The organism is Clostridium transplantifaecale, from assembly GCF_900626075.1.
Classification (GTDB): domain Bacteria; phylum Bacillota; class Clostridia; order Lachnospirales; family Lachnospiraceae; genus Otoolea; species Otoolea transplantifaecalis.
The window spans coordinates 1235088-1252500 of the sequence record NZ_UYZY01000002.1; the positions used below are offsets into that span (position 1 = coordinate 1235088).

Consider the following 17413-nt stretch of genomic DNA (forward strand, 5'->3'; position numbering starts at 1 on the left):
GAGGAGGAACATTTAAGTTGGCTAGATTAAAAGAAATTTATAAGAACGAAATCGTAGACGCTATGATTAAAAAGTTCGGATATAAAAATGTCATGGAAGTGCCGAAGTTAGACAAAATCGTTGTTAACATGGGCGTTGGAGAAGCAAAAGAAAATGCTAAAGTTCTGGACTCTGCTGTAAGGGATATGGAAATCATCACCGGACAGAAGGCAGTTCTGACAAAGGCAAAGAAATCCGTCGCTAACTTTAAGCTCAGAGAAGGTATGGCAATCGGCTGTAAAGTTACTCTGCGCGGCGAGAAGATGTATGAGTTTGCTGATCGTTTAATCAACCTTTCACTTCCACGAGTTCGTGACTTTAGAGGTGTTAACCCGAATGCATTCGACGGCAGAGGAAACTACGCACTTGGTATCAAAGAGCAGCTTATCTTCCCGGAAATCGAGTATGATAAGGTTGACAAAGTAAGAGGTATGGATATCATCTTCGTAACAACGGCAAAGACAGACGAAGAAGCACGTGAGCTGTTAACACAGTTCAACATGCCATTTGCAAAATAATAGGAGGATTTATCAATGGCAAAGACTTCAATGAAGATTAAACAGCAGCGTCCGGCAAAATTCTCCACCAGAGAATACAACCGCTGCAGAATTTGTGGCCGTCCACATGCATACTTAAGAAAATACGGCATCTGCCGTATCTGCTTCCGTGAATTAGCTTACAAGGGCGAAATTCCGGGCGTTAGAAAAGCAAGCTGGTGACCGAAAGCAGCTTAGCGAGGTTTTTTCGAGCTTAGCGCGAGGCCGTTCGCGAAACTTAGCGAGGTTCTTTCGAGCTTAGTTGAGGGAACATGTAGTGGAAGGAAAAACCCTACTCGTGTGGTGGCGGGAGAAACCCCACTCACCGTAGTGGCAGATGAAATTATTAAGGAGGCAAAACTCAAAATGACAATGAGCGATCCAATCGCAGATATGCTTACGAGAATTCGTAACGCAAATACTGCTAAACATGATACAGTAGATGTTCCGTCATCCAAGATGAAATTAGCAATCGCTGATATCCTTGTAAAAGAAGGCTACATCAAAAAATATGACATCGTAGAAGATGGCAATTTTAAATCTATCCGTATGGAATTAAAATACGGTAAAGACAAAAATGAGAAAATTATTTCCGGCATCAAGAGAATTTCCAAACCAGGTCTTCGTGTTTATGCAAACAAAGAAGATATGCCGAAAGTACTCGGTGGTTTAGGTGTGGCTATCATCTCTACCAACCAGGGTGTAATTACAGACAGACAGGCAAGAGAACTCGGCGTAGGCGGAGAAGTTCTGGCTTTCGTTTGGTAATCTATAAGTATTAGAACTGAAAACAGAGAAGCCGCTGACGGCTTCTCCGAAAATCTAAGTAGGAGGTAATCGGCATGTCACGTATAGGAAGAATGCCAATCGCGATTCCGGCAGGAGTTACTGTAACAATCGCAGAGAACAATTTAGTGACTGTAAAAGGTCCTAAGGGAACACTCGAAAGAGAGTTACCGGTAGAAATGACGATCAAAGAAGAAGATGGTCAGATTATCGTTACAAGACCCAGCGATTTAAAGAAAATGAAATCTTTACACGGTCTGACAAGAACCTTAATCAGCAACATGGTTCATGGTGTTACTGAGGGGTATGAGAAAGTTCTGGAAGTTAACGGCGTTGGTTACAGGGCCGCGAAACAGGGCAAGAAACTGGTTCTCAGCCTTGGTTATTCCCATCCTGTAGAGATGGAAGATCCGGACGGAATTGAGACAATTCTGGAAGGTCAGAACAAGATCACTGTAAAAGGAATCAGTAAAGAAAAAGTTGGCCAATACGCTGCTGAAATCAGAGACAAGAGAAGACCTGAGCCGTACAAGGGCAAAGGTATTAAATATGCTGATGAAGTTATTAGACGTAAAGTTGGTAAGACTGGTAAGAAATAATTAAGGAGAGTGTAAAGATGGTTAGCAAACAGTCAAGAAGCGAAGTTCGCGTAAAGAAACATGCTAGATTACGTAATCGTTACTCTGGAACAGCTCAGAGACCGCGTTTAGCAGTGTTTAGAAGTAATAATCATATGTATGCTCAGATTATTGACGATACAGTTGGCAATACTTTAGTTGCAGCTTCAACAGCAGAAAAGGCAATCAAAGCTGAGCTTGAGAAGACAAACAACGTAGATGCGGCAGCTTACGTTGGTACTGTAATCGCAAAGAGAGCAATCGAAAAAGGTATTAAAGAAGTTGTCTTTGACAGAGGCGGATTCATATATCACGGTAAAGTTCAGGCATTAGCAGATGCAGCCCGTGCGGCTGGTCTGGAATTCTAGTAGGAAGGAGAACATACACATGAAACGTACAAAAATTGATGCCAGCCAGTTCGAGTTAGAAGATAAGGTAGTGGCAATCAAACGTGTGTCCAAAACTGTTAAAGGCGGACGTACAATGAGATTTTCCGCATTAGTAGTAGTTGGTGACAAGAACGGGCACGTTGGTGCAGGTATGGGTAAAGCTGCTGAGGTTCCGGAAGCTATCCGTAAAGGAAAAGAAGCTGCAGCAAGAAACCTTGTAGCAATTCCGTTTGATGAAAATAACAGTATCCCACATGACTTCATCGGCAAATTTGGAAGTGCAAACGTACTTCTGAAGAAAGCTCCTGAAGGTACAGGTATTATCGCTGGAGGTCCGGCCCGTTCCGTTCTGGAGCTTGCAGGATATAAGAATATTCGTACAAAGTCCTTAGGTTCTAACAACAAAACCAATGTTGTTTTAGCTACAATTGAAGGATTATGCTCGATTAAGACACCTGAAGAAGTTGCAAAACTCCGTGGTAAATCTGTAGAAGAGATTCTGAACTAATAGGAGGGTATTAAAATGGCAGAGAAATTAAAAATCACTTTAGTAAAATCTCCTATCGGTGCCGTTCCGAAGCAGAAAGCAACTGTTGAAGCTTTAGGCTTAAAGAAGTTACACAAGACAGTTGAGATGCCGGATAACGGTGCAGTCAGGGGCATGATTCAGTGTGTAAGACACTTGGTAAAAGTTGAAGAAATCTAAAATCCACGTAGGAGGTGCAGTCATGGATTTATCTAATTTACAGCCGGCTGTAGGTTCAAAACACAGCGACAGCTTCAGAAGAGGCCGTGGACACGCTTCAGGTAATGGTAAGACTGCTGGTAAAGGACATAAGGGCCAGAAAGCTCGTTCCGGTGCAACTAGACCGGGATTTGAAGGCGGCCAGATGCCTTTATACAGACGTATCCCGAAGAGAGGATTCACGAATAGAAACTCTAAGACAATCATTGGTATCAATGTTAGCGAATTAGAGAGATTTGACAACGATTCAGTTGTTACAGTAGAAACATTAATCGAAGCAGGTATCGTTAAAAACCCACGCGATGGCGTTAAAATTCTTGGCAACGGCGAGCTGACCAAGAAACTCACTGTGAAAGCAGATGCTGTTAGTGAAGGAGCAAAAGCCAAGATTGAAGCAGTTGGCGGAACCTGCGAGGTGATCTAATATGTTAAAAACACTCCAGAACGCTTTTAAGATAAAGGAAATCAGAGAGAAAATCCTCTACACTTTCTTTATGCTGGTTGTGATCCGTATCGGTTCGCAACTGCCGATCCCGGGAGTACAAACGAATTTCTTCGATGAACTGTTCTCAAGACAGTCCAGCGATGCATTTGGATTTTTCAATACGATTACTGGCGGTTCGTTTACGAACATGTCAGTATTCGCCTTGAGCATCACACCATATATCACATCTTCCATCATCATGCAGCTTCTCACAATCGCGATTCCAAAACTGGAAGAGATGCAGCGTGAGGGTGAGGACGGAAGAAAGAAAATTGCAGAGTATACGCGTTACCTCACTGTAGGCCTTGCACTTATGCAGTCTATTGCCATGTCCGTAGGATTTGGCGGCAGAGGCCTTCTGATTGACTTCAATGCAGTCAGTGTTATCGTTGCTATCACTACGATGACGGCAGGTAGTGCAATGCTCATGTGGATTGGTGAGAGAATCACAGAGCACGGCGTCGGAAACGGTATTTCCATCGTGCTTCTGTTCAACATCATTTCCACACTGCCCAGCGATATGATTACCATTTACGAGAGATTCCTCGTTGGTAAGAATGTGCCTGTGGCAACCGTATCACTGATCATTATCCTGGCGATTATCCTTGCCATGGTAGTGTTCGTTATTGTTTTGCAGGATGCGGAGCGGAGAATTCCGGTTCAGTATTCCAAAAAGATGCAGGGCAGAAAGATGGTGGGCGGCCAGTCCTCCAATATTCCTCTGAAAGTAAATACCGCAGGTGTTATTCCTGTAATCTTTGCTTCCTCCCTGATGTCTTTCCCGGTTGTTATCGCAGAGTTTTTCCAGGTGGATTACAATACCATCGGCGGAAAGCTTTTAAGAATGCTTAACTCCGGTTCATGGTTCCATGCGGAATATCCTGTATATTCAATTGGTATGATAGTTTATATCGGCTTGATCGTGGTGTTTGCGTATTTCTACACATCCATCACATTCAACCCGTTGGAAGTTGCAAACAATATGAAAAAATCCGGCGGCTTTATCCCGGGCATCCGTCCAGGTAAGCCAACGTCTGATTATCTGAACAGCATTTTAAATTATATCGTATTTATCGGCGCCTGCGGTCTTATCGTAGTATGCCTGATCCCAATTATGGTATCCGGAATTTTCTCTGTGGGACATATGTCCTTCGGCGGAACATCCCTCATCATTATTGTCGGTGTTGTCCTTGAGACAATTAAGGCGGTAGAGTCACAGATGCTTGTTCGTAATTACAGAGGATTTTTAAACGATTAAAACAATTCGCTTTCTAAGCAGGAACTCCTGGAAGCCGGCCGATCCGGAGCCGGGCTGATCCTGCATAGGGGCGATTCTGTTGTATTTGCAGGAAGCGTTTTATTGGATGGCGGTGAAGAAGATCGCAAAGCGTCTGTCGCCGCATTAAACGGGGAGGTAAGCCTATGAAGATTATTATGTTAGGAGCACCGGGGGCCGGCAAAGGCACGCAGGCCAAAAGAATTGCAGAGAAATATCAGATCCCTCATATCTCTACCGGAGATATCTTCAGATCTAATATTAAGGAAGGTACGGAGCTGGGCATGAAGGCAAAACAGTTCATGGATCAGGGACTCTTAGTACCGGATGAAGTTACGATTGGAATGCTTCTTGACCGTATCCACCAGGACGACTGTGAGAAGGGTTATGTTCTGGACGGATTCCCAAGGACAATTCCGCAGGCCGAGAGCCTGACAAAAGCGCTTTCCGACATGGGAGAGGCGATCGACTATGCAATTGACGTGGACGTTCCCGATGAGAACATCGTGAACAGAATGTCAGGACGCCGCGCATGTTTAAACTGTGGAGCCACCTATCATGTAACATTTGCTCCCCCTGCAAAAGAGGGCATCTGCGACGTATGTGGAGCAGAGCTGGTTCTCAGGGATGACGACAAACCTGAGACAGTTCAGAAACGTCTAGCAGTTTACCACGAGCAGACACAGCCGCTGATTGACTATTATAAGGAAAAAGGCGTGCTGCATTCCGTAGACGGAACCAAAGAAATGGAAGCAGTTTTCCAGAGCATCACTGAGATTTTAGGAGCATAACATATGGCAGTAACGATTAAATCTCCCAGAGAGATTGAGCTGATGAGAGAGGCGGGAAGAATCCTTGCCGTCACTCACGAAGAGCTTGCAAAAAACCTGAAACCCGGCATGTCCACATGGGACATTGATCATATGGGTGAAGAAATCATACGCAGCTATGGGTGTATTCCTTCCTTTAAGAACTATAACGGCTATCCTGCGTCTATCTGTGTGTCGGTCAATGATGAGGTGGTGCACGGAATTCCGCACAGGGAGCACTATATAGAGGAGGGCGACATTGTAAGCCTGGATGCGGGGGTTATCTATAAAGGATATCATTCCGATGCGGCCAGGACCCATGGAGTCGGTGAAATAAGCGCAGAAGCGAAGCAGCTCATAGAAGTAACCAGACAAAGTTTCTTTGAGGGGATTAAATTTGCCAAACCTGGCAATCATCTAAATGATATTTCCGCGGCTATCCAGAAATATGCCGAAAGTTTCGGCTATGGGGTAGTCAGGGACCTGGTAGGTCACGGGATCGGCACTCATTTACATGAAGATCCGGAGGTGCCCAACTTCGCAAGGCGGAGAAAAGGCATTCTTCTGCAGCCCGGTATGACGCTGGCTGTGGAGCCGATGATCAACGCGGGAAGTTATGATGTGGTCTGGATGGATGACGACTGGACTGTAGTGACGGATGACGGCTCTTTGTCGGCTCATTATGAAAATACCATTCTCATTACCGAGGATGGACCAGAGATTTTATCAATACTATGAGTACTTAGCGACCAGTGTATACTCTGATTCGAGGTGGTAAGATGGCAGGATATGAAGCAGGCTGTCTTGTCCGGTCTTTGGCCGGTCATGACAAAGGAAGCATATTTATCATAATAAAAGAAGATGCGGAATATGTTTACCTGGCGGATGGAAGACTCCGCACCGTGGCAGATCCGAAGCGCAAAAAGAAGAAGCATGTTCAGATATCCCGTATCCGCGATGAAAAGCTTTGCGAAAAGCTGGTGAACAGCGGTACTGTCAGAGATGAAGAGGTTAAACGCTTCATTAAATGTAACGGGAGAATCATTTAGAAAACCCACAAGTAAACCGGGAACAACCAGGAACCCCAGGGAGGTAAAAAGTTTATGTCAAAAGCAGATGTAATTGAAATTGAAGGCGTTGTGGTTGAAAAATTACCGAACGCGATGTTCAAAGTGGAGCTGGAGAACAAACACATAGTTTTAGCTACTATCAGCGGAAAACTTCGTATGAATTATATCAGAATTCTGCCGGGCGATAAGGTTACAATGGAGATGTCTCCATATGATCTGTCCAAGGGAAGAATTATCTGGAGAGATAAATAGGCTCAGGTTTTGACCTGAGACCTTCGGGCGCCGGAGCGGGAACGGGAGGAGAACATCTTCCTGAAGCCGCTTCCGCCCGTATCGAATCCGGAACCCGGGCAGGGGATACCGCACCTAATATGCGGGAAACCTTTGTTTTACGGGAAATTGTGCTTGCATTATATAAAAATAAGTGTTATAATGCTCTAGCGAACTTTGTTGAAGCAACAGGTGAGATCCGCCCTTTTAGCCGAACCCGGGCTATGCAAGGAAAGTGACGCCTGCTGTACCTGTAAGTCCGGCATATAAGGACTGCAATGGGTAATATTGAAATATTGTAAGTCCTTAACAAGGACGGACTATTACGGAAAGGAGAATCACTGTGAAGGTTAGATCATCGGTTAAACCAATTTGCGAAAAGTGCAAGATCATTAAAAGAAAAGGCAGTATCAGAGTAATCTGTGAAAATCCAAAGCACAAACAAAGACAGGGCTGATAAGCATTTGTCTGCCTGATTTTTTCGCACGGCTTTCTATATGAACCACCAGGATAAGTTGTTCATAACTATTCAGGGTTTACATGGAATGGCATAATACATTTAACTCAACTCAAAGAAGCAAAGAAAAAACTAATGGAGGTGTACTACACACATGGCTCGTATTTCAGGTGTTGATTTACCAAGAGAAAAACGCGTCGAGATCGGTTTAACTTACATCTACGGTATCGGTAGAACAAGTGCAAGCCGTATTCTTGCAGAGGCTGGCGTTAATCCTGACACACGTGTTAAGGATTTAACTGACGACGAAGTTAAGAGAATCGCAGCAGTCATCACTGAAAGTCAGGTTGTTGAAGGTGATTTACGTAGAGAAATCGCTATGAACATCAAGAGACTTCAGGAGATCGGATGCTACAGAGGAATTCGTCATAGAAAGAGCCTTCCTGTTCGTGGTCAGAAGACCAAGACAAACGCAAGAACACGTAAGGGACCGAGAAAGACAGTAGCGAACAAGAAGAAATAATAATTGGTAACAAATAAGTTGTGAATCAGGTTAGAGAAGTAACAGGATTCAATAATCGAAGAAAGTAGGTTAGTTTAAAATGGCTAAAAAAGTGTCAACTGGTAAAAAAGTGACAAAAAAGCGTGTAAAGAAAAACGTTGAACGCGGACAGGCGCACATCCAGTCATCTTTTAATAACACAATCGTTACCTTAACAGATGCTCAGGGTAATGCATTGTCATGGGCTAGTGCTGGCGGTCTGGGATTTAGAGGTTCAAGGAAATCTACTCCATATGCAGCTCAGATGGCTGCAGAAACTGCTACAAAGGCAGCTCTCATCCATGGCTTAAAGTCAGTAGACGTTATGGTAAAAGGTCCGGGATCAGGCCGTGAAGCAGCAATCCGTGCCCTTCAGGCATGTGGTCTTGAAGTAACCAGCATTAAGGACGTAACTCCGGTTCCGCATAACGGATGCCGTCCGCCAAAACGTAGAAGAGTCTAATTAGGAGGTGCAAGTAAAGTGGCAGTAGATAGAGTTCCTGTACTTAAAAGATGTAGATCTCTTGACCTGGATCCGATTTATTTAGGAATCGACAAGAAATCCAAGAGAGAGTTAAGAAGAGGTAATAAAGGCAATAAAAAGATGAGTGAGTATGGTCTTCAGTTAAGGGAGAAGCAGAAAGCAAAGTTCATCTATGGTGTGCTGGAGAAACCTTTTAGAAATTATTATGCAAAAGCGTCCAGAATGTCCGGACAGGTTGGTACCAACCTTATGATCCTTCTGGAGTGCAGACTGGATAATGTATTATTCAGAATGGGCTTTGGCCGTACGAGAAAAGAGACAAGACAGATCGTAGATCACAAGCATGTACTGGTTAACGGAAAGCCTGTAAACATTCCGTCTTACCGCGTAAAAGCTGGTGACACAATCGAGATCAAAGAGAAGTACAAAACTTCACAGAGATATAAAGATATATTAGAGGTAACAGCCGGAAGAATGGTACCTGCATGGTTAGAGGCTGACGCTGAAAACTTAAAGGGTGTCGTTAAAGAGTTACCATCCAGAGACGAAATTGATGTTCCTGTAAATGAAGTGCTTATCGTCGAGTTATATTCCAAATAATTAAGAGTTGACTAAAAACACTGTTGCTGTACGGTCCTTCGGGGCCGTACAGCGGCAATATCGTTATGGTTCTGCATTCGGCGGATATATAACAAATTATCTTCTCTTAGCTTATGGAGTATGGCAGACCCTCAATAAAAGTTCCCAAAAGGAGGGGCTATAGTGTTCGATTTTGAAAAACCGAAAATTGAAATTGCTGAGATTTCAGAAGACAAAAGATACGGCAAGTTTGTAGTTGAACCACTCGAAAGAGGATATGGAACTACTTTAGGAAATTCTTTAAGAAGAATTATGCTCTCTTCTTTGCCTGGCGCAGCAGTAAGTCAAGTGAAAATCGATGGCGTTTTGCATGAATTCAGTTCGATTCCCGGTGTAAAGGAAGACGTAACTGAGATTATTATGAACATCAAAAGTTTGGCAATTAAGAATCTGAGCGAAACGAATGAGCCGAAGACCGCTTATATCGAGTTCGAAGGAGAAGGCGTGGTAACGGCCGCTGATATCCAGGTTGATTCTGACATTGAGATTTTAAATCCTGAGCAGGTAATTGCCACATTGAGCGGCGGTACGGACAGTAAGTTCTATATGGAACTGAACATCACCAAAGGCCGCGGCTACATCAGCGCAGACAAGAATAAGAACGACGAACTTCCAATCGGAATGATCGCTGTGGATTCCATCTATACACCGGTAGAGCGTGTCAATATGACCGTTGAGAATACCCGTGTAGGCCAGGTTACCGACTTCGATAAACTGACACTGGATGTGTTTACAAACGGAACTCTTGCTCCTGATGAGGCAGTCAGCCTGGCAGCTAAGGTTCTTAGCGAGCATTTAAATCTGTTCATTGACCTTTCCGAGAATGCCAGAACCGCAGAGGTTATGGTGGAGAAGGAAGACAATGAAAAAGAGAAAGTGCTTGAGATGAACATTGATGAACTGGAATTATCCGTACGTTCATACAATTGTTTAAAGAGAGCAGGTATCAATACCGTGGAGGAACTGTGCAACAGAACTCCGGAAGATATGATGAAGGTCAGAAACTTAGGCCGCAAGTCATTGGAAGAGGTACTTGCCAAATTAAAAGAATTAGGCTTACAGCTCAACCCGAGCGAAGAGGCTTAATCCGTATCGTTTAGAAGAAAGCATGGAGTACCTGGCAGGTAAGACCAAAAGGCACAGCCGGGCGCTTACAAAATATAAGTCAGGCGGACAGTAAGTCCGAAGAAGCATGGACGCCGGCTTCCACAATAATGGAGGATCCAAACATGGCAGGATATAGAAAGCTGGGGAAAACTTCCAGCCAGAGAAAAGCATTACTTAGAAACCAGGTTACCAACCTGTTATACCACGGCAAAATCACTACAACTGAAGCAAGAGCTAAAGAAGTAAAGAAAATTGCCGAGGGCTTAATTGCTATGGCAGTTAAGGAAAAAGATAACTTCGAAACCGTTAAAGTTACTGCAAAGGTTGCACGCAAAGACAAAGACGGCAAGAGGGTAAAAGAAGTTGTTGACGGCAAGAAAGTAACCGTTTACGACGAAGTAGAAAAAGAGATCAAGAAAGACAAACCATCCAGACTTCACGCAAGAAGACAGATGTTAAAAGTTTTTTATGATATCACAGAAGTTCCTACTGCAAAAGCAGGCAGAAAGAAAAACACAAAATCCGTAGATATGCCGGCAAAACTCTTTGATGAGATTGCTCCTAAATACGTTAACCGTAACGGTGGATACACAAGAATCGTTAAAATCGGCCAGCGTAAGGGCGACGGCGCTATGGAAGTTTTATTAGAGCTTGTTTAATCTTATATCCGAATAGATAATGAAAAAAGGCATTCCCGTTTGGGAGTGCCTTTTTTCATTGGCTCAGAAAGAAGGCTGATAAAGCAAGTCAAAGAATCTTTGCTTTCAGTTTTTGAGCATGGAAAAGTGAGGTTGCTTTTGATTTGGTAAAATATGAAGTATAATAAAACCGGGAGGCGAAATTAATGAACATTGGAAAAAGTATTCTAAATATAAGAAAAAGTCATGGAATGACGCAGGAACAATTCGGCGGAATATTTCATGTTACACGGCAGACAGTTTCAAATTGGGAAAATGAGAAGAGTTATCCGGACTTACAGACATTAATAAAAATCAGCGAAAAATTTATGATTCCCCTGGATACTTTAATAAAAGAAGATGAAAATATGGTGCAGTCAATCGACAAGGAGAGACACCTGGCCAGAAGAGCGAGGAGGGTTATATTCTGCCTGGCAGTGTTTATCTTATGTGCCGCTGCCGGTGTCTGGATGTTTTTTTGTTCCTTCGAACCTACACCGGATAAAAAACGTAACATCTCCACCGCTGCTGTAAGAATGTATCTAAATCTGCCTGGGGCCACACCGTCGAGAGCGATAATCAGGACATTCAATACCAAAGAATACGAGCAGTTTTCGGAAAGCAAAATAAAACAGATAAGGCATGAAATAGGGGGCAAAATGGAGGGGGATATTCCTGCGCTTCATTTAAATTCAGGGCAAAAAATACGCCCGGTTCTACAAAATAATTATAGTGAAAATATTGAACCGGATGATATTCCTGTGATTATTATCAAAGAGTATTCGGATACTGTAGTGCTCCCTGAAAATGATATTCTATATGAAGGGAATGTTAAAACGAAAAAAAGTGTTTTACAACAGGATTCAGAGGGATACTATTTTTGTGTTAACGAAGACTTTAGAGATTCAGACGGACCTGTATCGAAAGTTTGTATGATCGAGGTGAGATACAGTGTAGAGGGTAAAAATTATATTTCCCTGTCAGCCGTCTATGTCTCTAGTGAGTGAAAAGTCTGCCGGGGAATGACCGGCAGACTTTTTTGCGTTAAATTTAAAATTGCAATCGTCCTGGCGATTCAGGAAATCATTGAGTTTTGCCTCTGCATGATTTATAATAAAAAAATACGGAAATGCACGTGAGGCAGGATGCGGAGGAACATATGAAAGTAGAAAAATATAGTCAGTTGAAAACGCATATTTTAGATATTTTGTGGAAGGAACAGGATTTTGATACCGCTGTCCGTCAGGTGCTGGCATTGGTGGGTATGGAGTTTTCGGCTGACAGCGTATATGTTTCAGAGCATGACAGCAGACTTGGCAGGAGATATTTATGGACCGCATCCGGTTCGGCATCCGCTTCAGGGGATATGGAGAGGACGGAATGGAATGAGCTCTCCATATATGAGAATGACTTTGCTATGAGCGGAAAAACCGCTTTTTGGAGTATAGATACACTTCCACCGGAACAGGCGGAGGAATTTAAACAGTTTGATTGCAAATCGGTCCTTCAGGCGCCGATCGAGTATCATGGACAGCTTGCAGCCTGTTTTGGATTAACGGATTCCAGGTATCGGCGCAGTGACTGGGAAAGCGACGGTGAGATTCATGACGTCGTCATGACTATAGCGCAGATTATAGGCGTGTTTCTTTTAAAGGCCAGGTATGCAGAGAGCAGCGGTGAATACCAGAAGCAGTTGGAAAGTTCCCTGAAAGCATCACAGGAAAGGGCAAACACGGCATATGAGCTTCTGGACTCGATTTCGGCCGGCGTGATTCTTGTCTGCCTGTATCCTGACGGAAGAGCAAAGCCCCTATACGGTAATCTCGGTATGTACCGGATCCTTAAGATAGCGCGGACGGCGGAAAATGCAGTCGTTCCGGATCGCAGTGTGGCTGCTTTAGAAGGAGCATATTTCGACGACTTTTTTGCCAACATTCCGGAACCGGATAATGGCCGGGTGCGCCAGGAATATCTGGATGGGTTCAAAACGGATAATTTCTGTGTGAAAAAGTACCGCCTGCTCTGCGGGGATGGCACGTATGCATGGGTAAGCGCGGATCTGAGCCTGCGCCAGGAGACCGAGGAGTGCCGTATTTATTATGCAACATATACCGATATGACCGAGGAGATGAGCCTACAGACCGATTTGAGGGAAACGCTTCAGAAGGAAAAGCAGATAACCGCAGATCTGGAGAAGGCCAGCCGTGCAAAATCGGATTTTCTTTCCAGGATGAGCCATGATATCCGTACCCCTATGAATGCTATTATGGGGATGGTAACCATCGCAAGATCCCACCTTAATAATGAGGAACGTCTGACGGGCTGCCTGGACAAAATCGATACTTCATCCAGGCTGCTTCTGAGTATTATCAATGAGGTCCTGGATATGTCCAAGATAGAGAGCGGCCGGATTGTGCTGACGGAGGAATCGGTCAACCTGTCGGAGCTGGTTCAGAGTGTGGTATCCATGGTACAGCCTCTGATAGATGAAAAGAACTTGCAGTTTCAAATCCACCTGAACGACATACGCCATGAATTTGTCCTGGGCGATATGCAGCGTTTGCAGCAGCTCATCATGAATTTACTGACCAATGCGATAAAATATACCGGAGAAGGAGGAATTATCCGGCTGGAAATTTTTGAGAGGCCATCCGATGAGCCGTTGACGGGATGTTACGAATTTGCCGTGGAGGATAATGGGATCGGGATGCGAAGCGATTTCCTTGAACATGTTTTTGAGCCATTTGAACGGGCGGATGACGAGCGGATCCATTCGGTGCAGGGAACCGGACTGGGGCTTTCCATTTGTAAAAGTGTAGCCGAAAAGATGGGCGGACAGATCCGGGTTGAAAGTGAATACGGCCGGGGCAGCAGGTTTACGGCATCAGTTTACCTGAAGCGGACCGATGCAGCAATCGATGACAAAGCTCTGCGAGGCAGGTCGGTCCTGATTGCGGATGATGATGAAATTACCTGCATCAACACCTGCAGGCGGCTTGAAGCCCTGGGCATCAGAACCGAATGGGTGACCAACGGCCGTGAGGCATTAGAGAAGGCAATTGCAAGGCACGCGGCCGGTCAGGACTATTTTGCGGCGATTTTGGATTTGAAGATGCCGGGACTGGATGGAATAGAGACAACACGCAAGATACGGGAAAATCTGGGAAATACGCTGCCGGTTATCCTGATTTCCGCCTATGACTTCTCAGAATATCTGGACAAAGCGACAACAGCCGGAGTCAATGGGTTTATCACGAAACCGCTGTTTTTATCGCGGCTTATTTCCAATCTCAAACGGTTTCTGGAAGTTTCCGAACCGGCGCCGCAGGAACAGCATACCGAAAATACTCCATTATATACAGACAGACGGATACTTCTCGTGGAGGACAACGTTCTGAATCAGGAGATAGCCGCCGAACTGCTGAGAATGATGGGAGTCATGGTAGATATTGCCGATAACGGAAAGGCAGCCCTGGAACAAATCCAGGAGTCCCCGCCGGGCTACTATGACTTAATATTCATGGATATGCAGATGCCTGTCATGGACGGATGCACCTCCACCAAAGCCATCCGCGCCTTAAACAGAGAAGACGCCAAAACCATTCCAATTATCGCCATGACCGCCAATGCTTTTGCCGACGACCGTCAAAAGACCGCAGAATCGGGAATGAACGAACACCTGGCAAAACCAATCGATCCCCGCCAGTTAAAAAAGACGCTGGAGAGATGGCTGTAAATCCTTTTGGAACCAAATTATAGCAGTGCAGGAACATATTAGTATGGCAGCATAACAGCACAACAACATAACAACATAATAACAACACAATAACAGGCCTCGGAACGCCGTTTTCCGGGGCCTTTATCAAACCATTTTATAGCAAAAATCGACAATCAGCCGGCGCTCCTTTTTCCTCCGCCCCCTCTTCTTCGCAAGAATATCGTAAGTTGACTGTCCTAGAGGAACGCTTTATAATAAAATCATAAAAATAGCGGAAAATCCAGCAATAGAAAGGTTTTTCGCCGGAGAGGATGAGGAAGATGAAAAGAGAACGCAGGTGGATTGGTCCGCTTGTTTCCATATGTATGGCAGCCTGTATGGTATTCGGAGGAGCAGTCGTTTCCTACGCTGCTTCATCCAGAAAGACAATCAGCAAAGTTTCTATTACCCTTGATTTGAATTTAGACGCCGGAGAGAGCCTCCCGGATCTGGAAGCGGGGAAGGACAGCGGGTTTAACGTGCGTGCGGGCAACGACAGATATGTGGCAAGCGAGGCGCAGTGGGTTAGCTCTACTTCAAAAGATGTAAAGATAGGAAGTACTTATACGCTTAAAGTATGGCTGGAGGCGGAGGACCCGGATACTTACGGATTCGTCGGAACCTACAAAGCAAGCAATGTAACGGTCAAGGGCGGGACATTCGTTTCCGCGTCGAGAAAGGGCTATGATACCCTGATCGTGACGGTTAAAACAAAGCCGGTGAAGGGTGAATACGAGGCTCCCGATGAGGCCGAGTGGAAACAGAACCAATTAGGACATGCAAAGTGGGATAAGGTGAGCGGCGTGGACGCCTATGACGTTACCCTCTACAAAGGAAACAGCGCCATATACAAGGTGAAAGCATATAAAGGCACAACAATCAATTTCTACCCGTATATGACGAGTGCGGGAACGTATTCTTTCAAGGTGCGTTCCACGCCGTCAAGCGACAATGAGAAGGATTATGCGGACAGCAGCGACTGGACGGAGTCCGATGAGGTCTATGTTGCCAAAGAGTCGGTTTCAGACGGATCAGGTAAAATTGATTATAACAATACGAACAGCGCGGCAAACAATTCCACGACCCAGGTCGGCTGGATACAGGACGGAAGCCGCTGGTGGTACCGCTATCCTGACGGAACTTATCAGAAGGACTCCTGGCTGTATATTAACAATATCTGGTATCTGTTCGACAAGGATGGATGGATGCTGACCGGCTGGCAGGAGAAGAACGGCAACTGGTATTACCTGGATAATAACGGCGCAATGAGAAAAGGGTGGGTGCAGGCTACCAACGGCTGGTACTATTTAAACCCGGGCCCGGACGGAACCGAGGGGGCCATGTTTAAGAATCAGTGGCTGGACAGCAACGGCAAGAGATATTATCTGGGAGAGAACGGCGTGATGTGCGAGGGGTGGACCCAGGTAGGGGGAAACTGGTATTATTTCTATCCGGGAGATGGAAGTATGGCTGTGAACACAACGATCAGCACCTTTTATGTCGGAGCCGACGGAGTATGGCGCAGATAGCATGTAAACCGTAACCGCTCAGAAAGGTATATTGCATGATGAGGCAAATACAAAGGTTCTGACCGGGGGCATAAAATTATAAGAAGAGAGGTATTAATATGTTCAGGAGAAGTGCAAGGGGATTATGGATTGGTTTTGCGGCGGCGCTGATCATAGTGGGCAGCGCTTTTACAGCATATGCGGATACAACGATTGCCAGTATCAGAGTGACGTTCAAGAATAACTACGACAATGACAGCGGAGAGATTCTGGAGCCTACCTTGACGGCCGGAAGCGGCTATGAGGTTGAGGATGTGTCCTGGAGCAAGGAGCTGGACAAGTGGAGCCCAGGCTCCAAAGTGACGGCAACGGTTACTCTGGTTCCGGGAAGCGGCAAATCATTTAATGGCTCTTACTCTTCCAAGAAAAGCACTATCAGCGGTGCGGATTTTGTTTCCGCCAAGAGGAATGAGGATGGAAATCTGGTCGTCAAGGCTACCTATTATCCTGTCGTACAGCTTGGACAGACGGAGAAAGCCGGATGGAGCGATTTGACGAAGACGAAGGCAGTATGGAAGAAAGTAAAGTATGCTACGGCATATCAGCTCAGGCTGTACCGCGGCAATGACGAGTATGTGACAACACTGACTCTGGAAGGCACAAACGTTGATCTGACGGAGTATATCACCAAAGAAGCAAACTATTTCTACGAGGTGAGAGCCACCTCGAAGAACAGCAACGATGCGAACTACAGACGGAGCGGGGACTACGTTACATCCGAGGATTCATTTGTAGATAACCTGGGAGAAGTGGGAGGACGCTGGAGACAGGACCGCACCGGACGCCGGTATACAGATGAGAACGGTGTCGAGGCAGTGAATGGCTGGCGTTATATTCTGGGTACATGGTATTACTTTGATGAGAATGGCTATGCAGTTACCGGCTGGCGGGCCATCAACGGCAAGTGGTACTACATGGATGCAGAATGCAAGATGCTGACCGGCTGGCTGAACCTGAATGACAAATGGTATTATACGGATTCCACCGGAGCTATGGCGATCGGCTGGTATCAGCTTTCACCATCTGAATGGTACTATTTCTATGAGGACGGCAGCATGGCTATGAACACAGTGATAGATGGCTATACAATAGGCGGAGACGGCAAGATGCAGTAAAACAGCGTTTTTTGCTCTTTACTCAGGCAATCCGCGGGGAGCGGGAA

Annotated in this window: 23 protein-coding genes; all 23 read left to right on the forward strand. The window is 45.2% G+C overall.

Annotation, left to right across the window (positions count from 1 at the left end):
• The first annotated feature begins 17 nt into the window (after positions 1-17).
• The 23 genes from rplE (at position 18) to EJL91_RS11250 (ending at position 17366) form a co-directional block, all read left to right on the forward strand.
• Complete coding sequence (rplE, locus tag EJL91_RS11140) at positions 18-557, forward strand: 50S ribosomal protein L5 (protein WP_125142000.1); 540 nt, start codon at positions 18-20, stop codon at positions 555-557.
• Positions 558-572: 15 nt separating this feature from the next.
• A complete protein-coding gene (locus tag EJL91_RS11145) occupies positions 573-758 on the forward strand; it encodes a type Z 30S ribosomal protein S14 (RefSeq protein WP_003497828.1) in 186 nt (61 codons plus the stop codon).
• Between the two features lie 183 nt (positions 759-941).
• The gene (gene rpsH / locus EJL91_RS11150) at positions 942-1343 is read left to right on the forward strand and encodes a 30S ribosomal protein S8 (RefSeq protein ID WP_125142001.1); all 402 of its coding nucleotides are present in this window, start codon (positions 942-944) and stop codon (positions 1341-1343) included.
• A 74-nt stretch (positions 1344-1417) separates the two neighbouring features.
• Positions 1418-1960, forward strand: coding sequence for a 50S ribosomal protein L6 (rplF, locus tag EJL91_RS11155; protein WP_125142002.1), 543 nt, complete (start codon positions 1418-1420; stop codon positions 1958-1960).
• Between the two features lie 17 nt (positions 1961-1977).
• Complete coding sequence (rplR, locus tag EJL91_RS11160; protein WP_125142003.1) at positions 1978-2346, forward strand: 50S ribosomal protein L18; 369 nt, start codon at positions 1978-1980, stop codon at positions 2344-2346.
• Positions 2347-2365: 19 nt separating this feature from the next.
• Positions 2366-2875: a 30S ribosomal protein S5 gene (gene rpsE, locus EJL91_RS11165; RefSeq protein ID WP_125142004.1), complete on the forward strand. Its 510-nt coding sequence runs from the start codon at positions 2366-2368 to the stop codon at positions 2873-2875.
• A 15-nt stretch (positions 2876-2890) separates the two neighbouring features.
• Positions 2891-3073, forward strand: coding sequence for a 50S ribosomal protein L30 (gene rpmD / locus EJL91_RS11170; protein WP_125142005.1), 183 nt, complete (start codon positions 2891-2893; stop codon positions 3071-3073).
• Between the two features lie 22 nt (positions 3074-3095).
• Complete coding sequence (gene rplO / locus EJL91_RS11175; RefSeq protein ID WP_021640639.1) at positions 3096-3536, forward strand: 50S ribosomal protein L15; 441 nt, start codon at positions 3096-3098, stop codon at positions 3534-3536.
• A gap of 1 nt (position 3537) precedes the next feature.
• On the forward strand, positions 3538-4854 hold the full coding sequence (gene secY / locus EJL91_RS11180; protein ID WP_125142006.1) for a preprotein translocase subunit SecY: 1317 nt from the start codon (positions 3538-3540) through the stop codon (positions 4852-4854).
• A 164-nt stretch (positions 4855-5018) separates the two neighbouring features.
• Entirely contained in the window at positions 5019-5663 is a 645-nt protein-coding gene (locus EJL91_RS11185; RefSeq protein WP_125142007.1) for an adenylate kinase, read from the forward strand.
• Between the two features lie 3 nt (positions 5664-5666).
• The gene (gene map / locus EJL91_RS11190; RefSeq protein WP_125142008.1) at positions 5667-6419 is read left to right on the forward strand and encodes a type I methionyl aminopeptidase; all 753 of its coding nucleotides are present in this window, start codon (positions 5667-5669) and stop codon (positions 6417-6419) included.
• Between the two features lie 41 nt (positions 6420-6460).
• On the forward strand, positions 6461-6730 hold the full coding sequence (locus EJL91_RS11195; protein WP_243125309.1) for a KOW domain-containing RNA-binding protein: 270 nt from the start codon (positions 6461-6463) through the stop codon (positions 6728-6730).
• A 54-nt stretch (positions 6731-6784) separates the two neighbouring features.
• Positions 6785-7003 (forward strand): translation initiation factor IF-1, encoded by a 219-nt coding sequence (infA, locus tag EJL91_RS11200; RefSeq protein ID WP_003497811.1) that lies wholly within the window; start codon positions 6785-6787, stop codon positions 7001-7003.
• Between the two features lie 361 nt (positions 7004-7364).
• A complete protein-coding gene (gene rpmJ, locus EJL91_RS11205; RefSeq protein ID WP_003497809.1) occupies positions 7365-7478 on the forward strand; it encodes a 50S ribosomal protein L36 in 114 nt (37 codons plus the stop codon).
• 154 nt (positions 7479-7632) lie between these two features.
• A complete protein-coding gene (gene rpsM, locus EJL91_RS11210; protein ID WP_125142009.1) occupies positions 7633-8001 on the forward strand; it encodes a 30S ribosomal protein S13 in 369 nt (122 codons plus the stop codon).
• Positions 8002-8080: 79 nt separating this feature from the next.
• A complete protein-coding gene (rpsK, locus tag EJL91_RS11215) occupies positions 8081-8482 on the forward strand; it encodes a 30S ribosomal protein S11 (protein WP_022360550.1) in 402 nt (133 codons plus the stop codon).
• Between the two features lie 18 nt (positions 8483-8500).
• Positions 8501-9103, forward strand: coding sequence for a 30S ribosomal protein S4 (rpsD, locus tag EJL91_RS11220; protein ID WP_125142010.1), 603 nt, complete (start codon positions 8501-8503; stop codon positions 9101-9103).
• A gap of 162 nt (positions 9104-9265) precedes the next feature.
• Complete coding sequence (locus EJL91_RS11225) at positions 9266-10228, forward strand: DNA-directed RNA polymerase subunit alpha (protein ID WP_003497792.1); 963 nt, start codon at positions 9266-9268, stop codon at positions 10226-10228.
• Positions 10229-10371: 143 nt separating this feature from the next.
• Positions 10372-10908: a bL17 family ribosomal protein gene (locus EJL91_RS11230; RefSeq protein WP_125142011.1), complete on the forward strand. Its 537-nt coding sequence runs from the start codon at positions 10372-10374 to the stop codon at positions 10906-10908.
• Positions 10909-11093: 185 nt separating this feature from the next.
• On the forward strand, positions 11094-11933 hold the full coding sequence (locus EJL91_RS11235) for a helix-turn-helix domain-containing protein (RefSeq protein WP_125142012.1): 840 nt from the start codon (positions 11094-11096) through the stop codon (positions 11931-11933).
• Between the two features lie 152 nt (positions 11934-12085).
• Positions 12086-14662 (forward strand): response regulator, encoded by a 2577-nt coding sequence (locus EJL91_RS11240; protein WP_164516815.1) that lies wholly within the window; start codon positions 12086-12088, stop codon positions 14660-14662.
• A 302-nt stretch (positions 14663-14964) separates the two neighbouring features.
• Positions 14965-16212, forward strand: a complete 1248-nt coding sequence (locus EJL91_RS11245) for an N-acetylmuramoyl-L-alanine amidase family protein (protein WP_243125310.1) — start codon at positions 14965-14967, stop codon at positions 16210-16212.
• A 98-nt stretch (positions 16213-16310) separates the two neighbouring features.
• On the forward strand, positions 16311-17366 hold the full coding sequence (locus EJL91_RS11250) for an N-acetylmuramoyl-L-alanine amidase family protein (protein WP_125142015.1): 1056 nt from the start codon (positions 16311-16313) through the stop codon (positions 17364-17366).
• Positions 17367-17413 lie beyond the last annotated feature (47 nt).

Bases quoted from the DNA above. Each gene is read 5' to 3' on its own strand.
- rpsM (WP_125142009.1), top strand. From the start codon at position 7,633: ATGGCTCGTATTTCAGGTGTTGATTTACCAAGAGAAAAACGCGTCGAG.
- secY (WP_125142006.1), top strand. From the start codon at position 3,538: ATGTTAAAAACACTCCAGAACGCTTTTAAGATAAAGGAAATCAGAGAG.
- rplF (WP_125142002.1), top strand. From the start codon at position 1,418: ATGTCACGTATAGGAAGAATGCCAATCGCGATTCCGGCAGGAGTTACT.
- rplO (WP_021640639.1), top strand. From the start codon at position 3,096: ATGGATTTATCTAATTTACAGCCGGCTGTAGGTTCAAAACACAGCGAC.
- EJL91_RS11250 (WP_125142015.1), top strand. From the start codon at position 16,311: ATGTTCAGGAGAAGTGCAAGGGGATTATGGATTGGTTTTGCGGCGGCG.
- map (WP_125142008.1), top strand. From the start codon at position 5,667: ATGGCAGTAACGATTAAATCTCCCAGAGAGATTGAGCTGATGAGAGAG.
- EJL91_RS11235 (WP_125142012.1), top strand. From the start codon at position 11,094: ATGAACATTGGAAAAAGTATTCTAAATATAAGAAAAAGTCATGGAATG.
- EJL91_RS11245 (WP_243125310.1), top strand. From the start codon at position 14,965: ATGAAAAGAGAACGCAGGTGGATTGGTCCGCTTGTTTCCATATGTATG.
- rpmD (WP_125142005.1), top strand. From the start codon at position 2,891: ATGGCAGAGAAATTAAAAATCACTTTAGTAAAATCTCCTATCGGTGCC.
- EJL91_RS11240 (WP_164516815.1), top strand. From the start codon at position 12,086: ATGAAAGTAGAAAAATATAGTCAGTTGAAAACGCATATTTTAGATATT.
- EJL91_RS11145 (WP_003497828.1), top strand. From the start codon at position 573: ATGGCAAAGACTTCAATGAAGATTAAACAGCAGCGTCCGGCAAAATTC.
- rplR (WP_125142003.1), top strand. From the start codon at position 1,978: ATGGTTAGCAAACAGTCAAGAAGCGAAGTTCGCGTAAAGAAACATGCT.
- EJL91_RS11230 (WP_125142011.1), top strand. From the start codon at position 10,372: ATGGCAGGATATAGAAAGCTGGGGAAAACTTCCAGCCAGAGAAAAGCA.
- EJL91_RS11195 (WP_243125309.1), top strand. From the start codon at position 6,461: ATGGCAGGATATGAAGCAGGCTGTCTTGTCCGGTCTTTGGCCGGTCAT.
- infA (WP_003497811.1), top strand. From the start codon at position 6,785: ATGTCAAAAGCAGATGTAATTGAAATTGAAGGCGTTGTGGTTGAAAAA.
- rpsK (WP_022360550.1), top strand. From the start codon at position 8,081: ATGGCTAAAAAAGTGTCAACTGGTAAAAAAGTGACAAAAAAGCGTGTA.
- rpsH (WP_125142001.1), top strand. From the start codon at position 942: ATGACAATGAGCGATCCAATCGCAGATATGCTTACGAGAATTCGTAAC.
- rpsE (WP_125142004.1), top strand. From the start codon at position 2,366: ATGAAACGTACAAAAATTGATGCCAGCCAGTTCGAGTTAGAAGATAAG.
- EJL91_RS11185 (WP_125142007.1), top strand. From the start codon at position 5,019: ATGAAGATTATTATGTTAGGAGCACCGGGGGCCGGCAAAGGCACGCAG.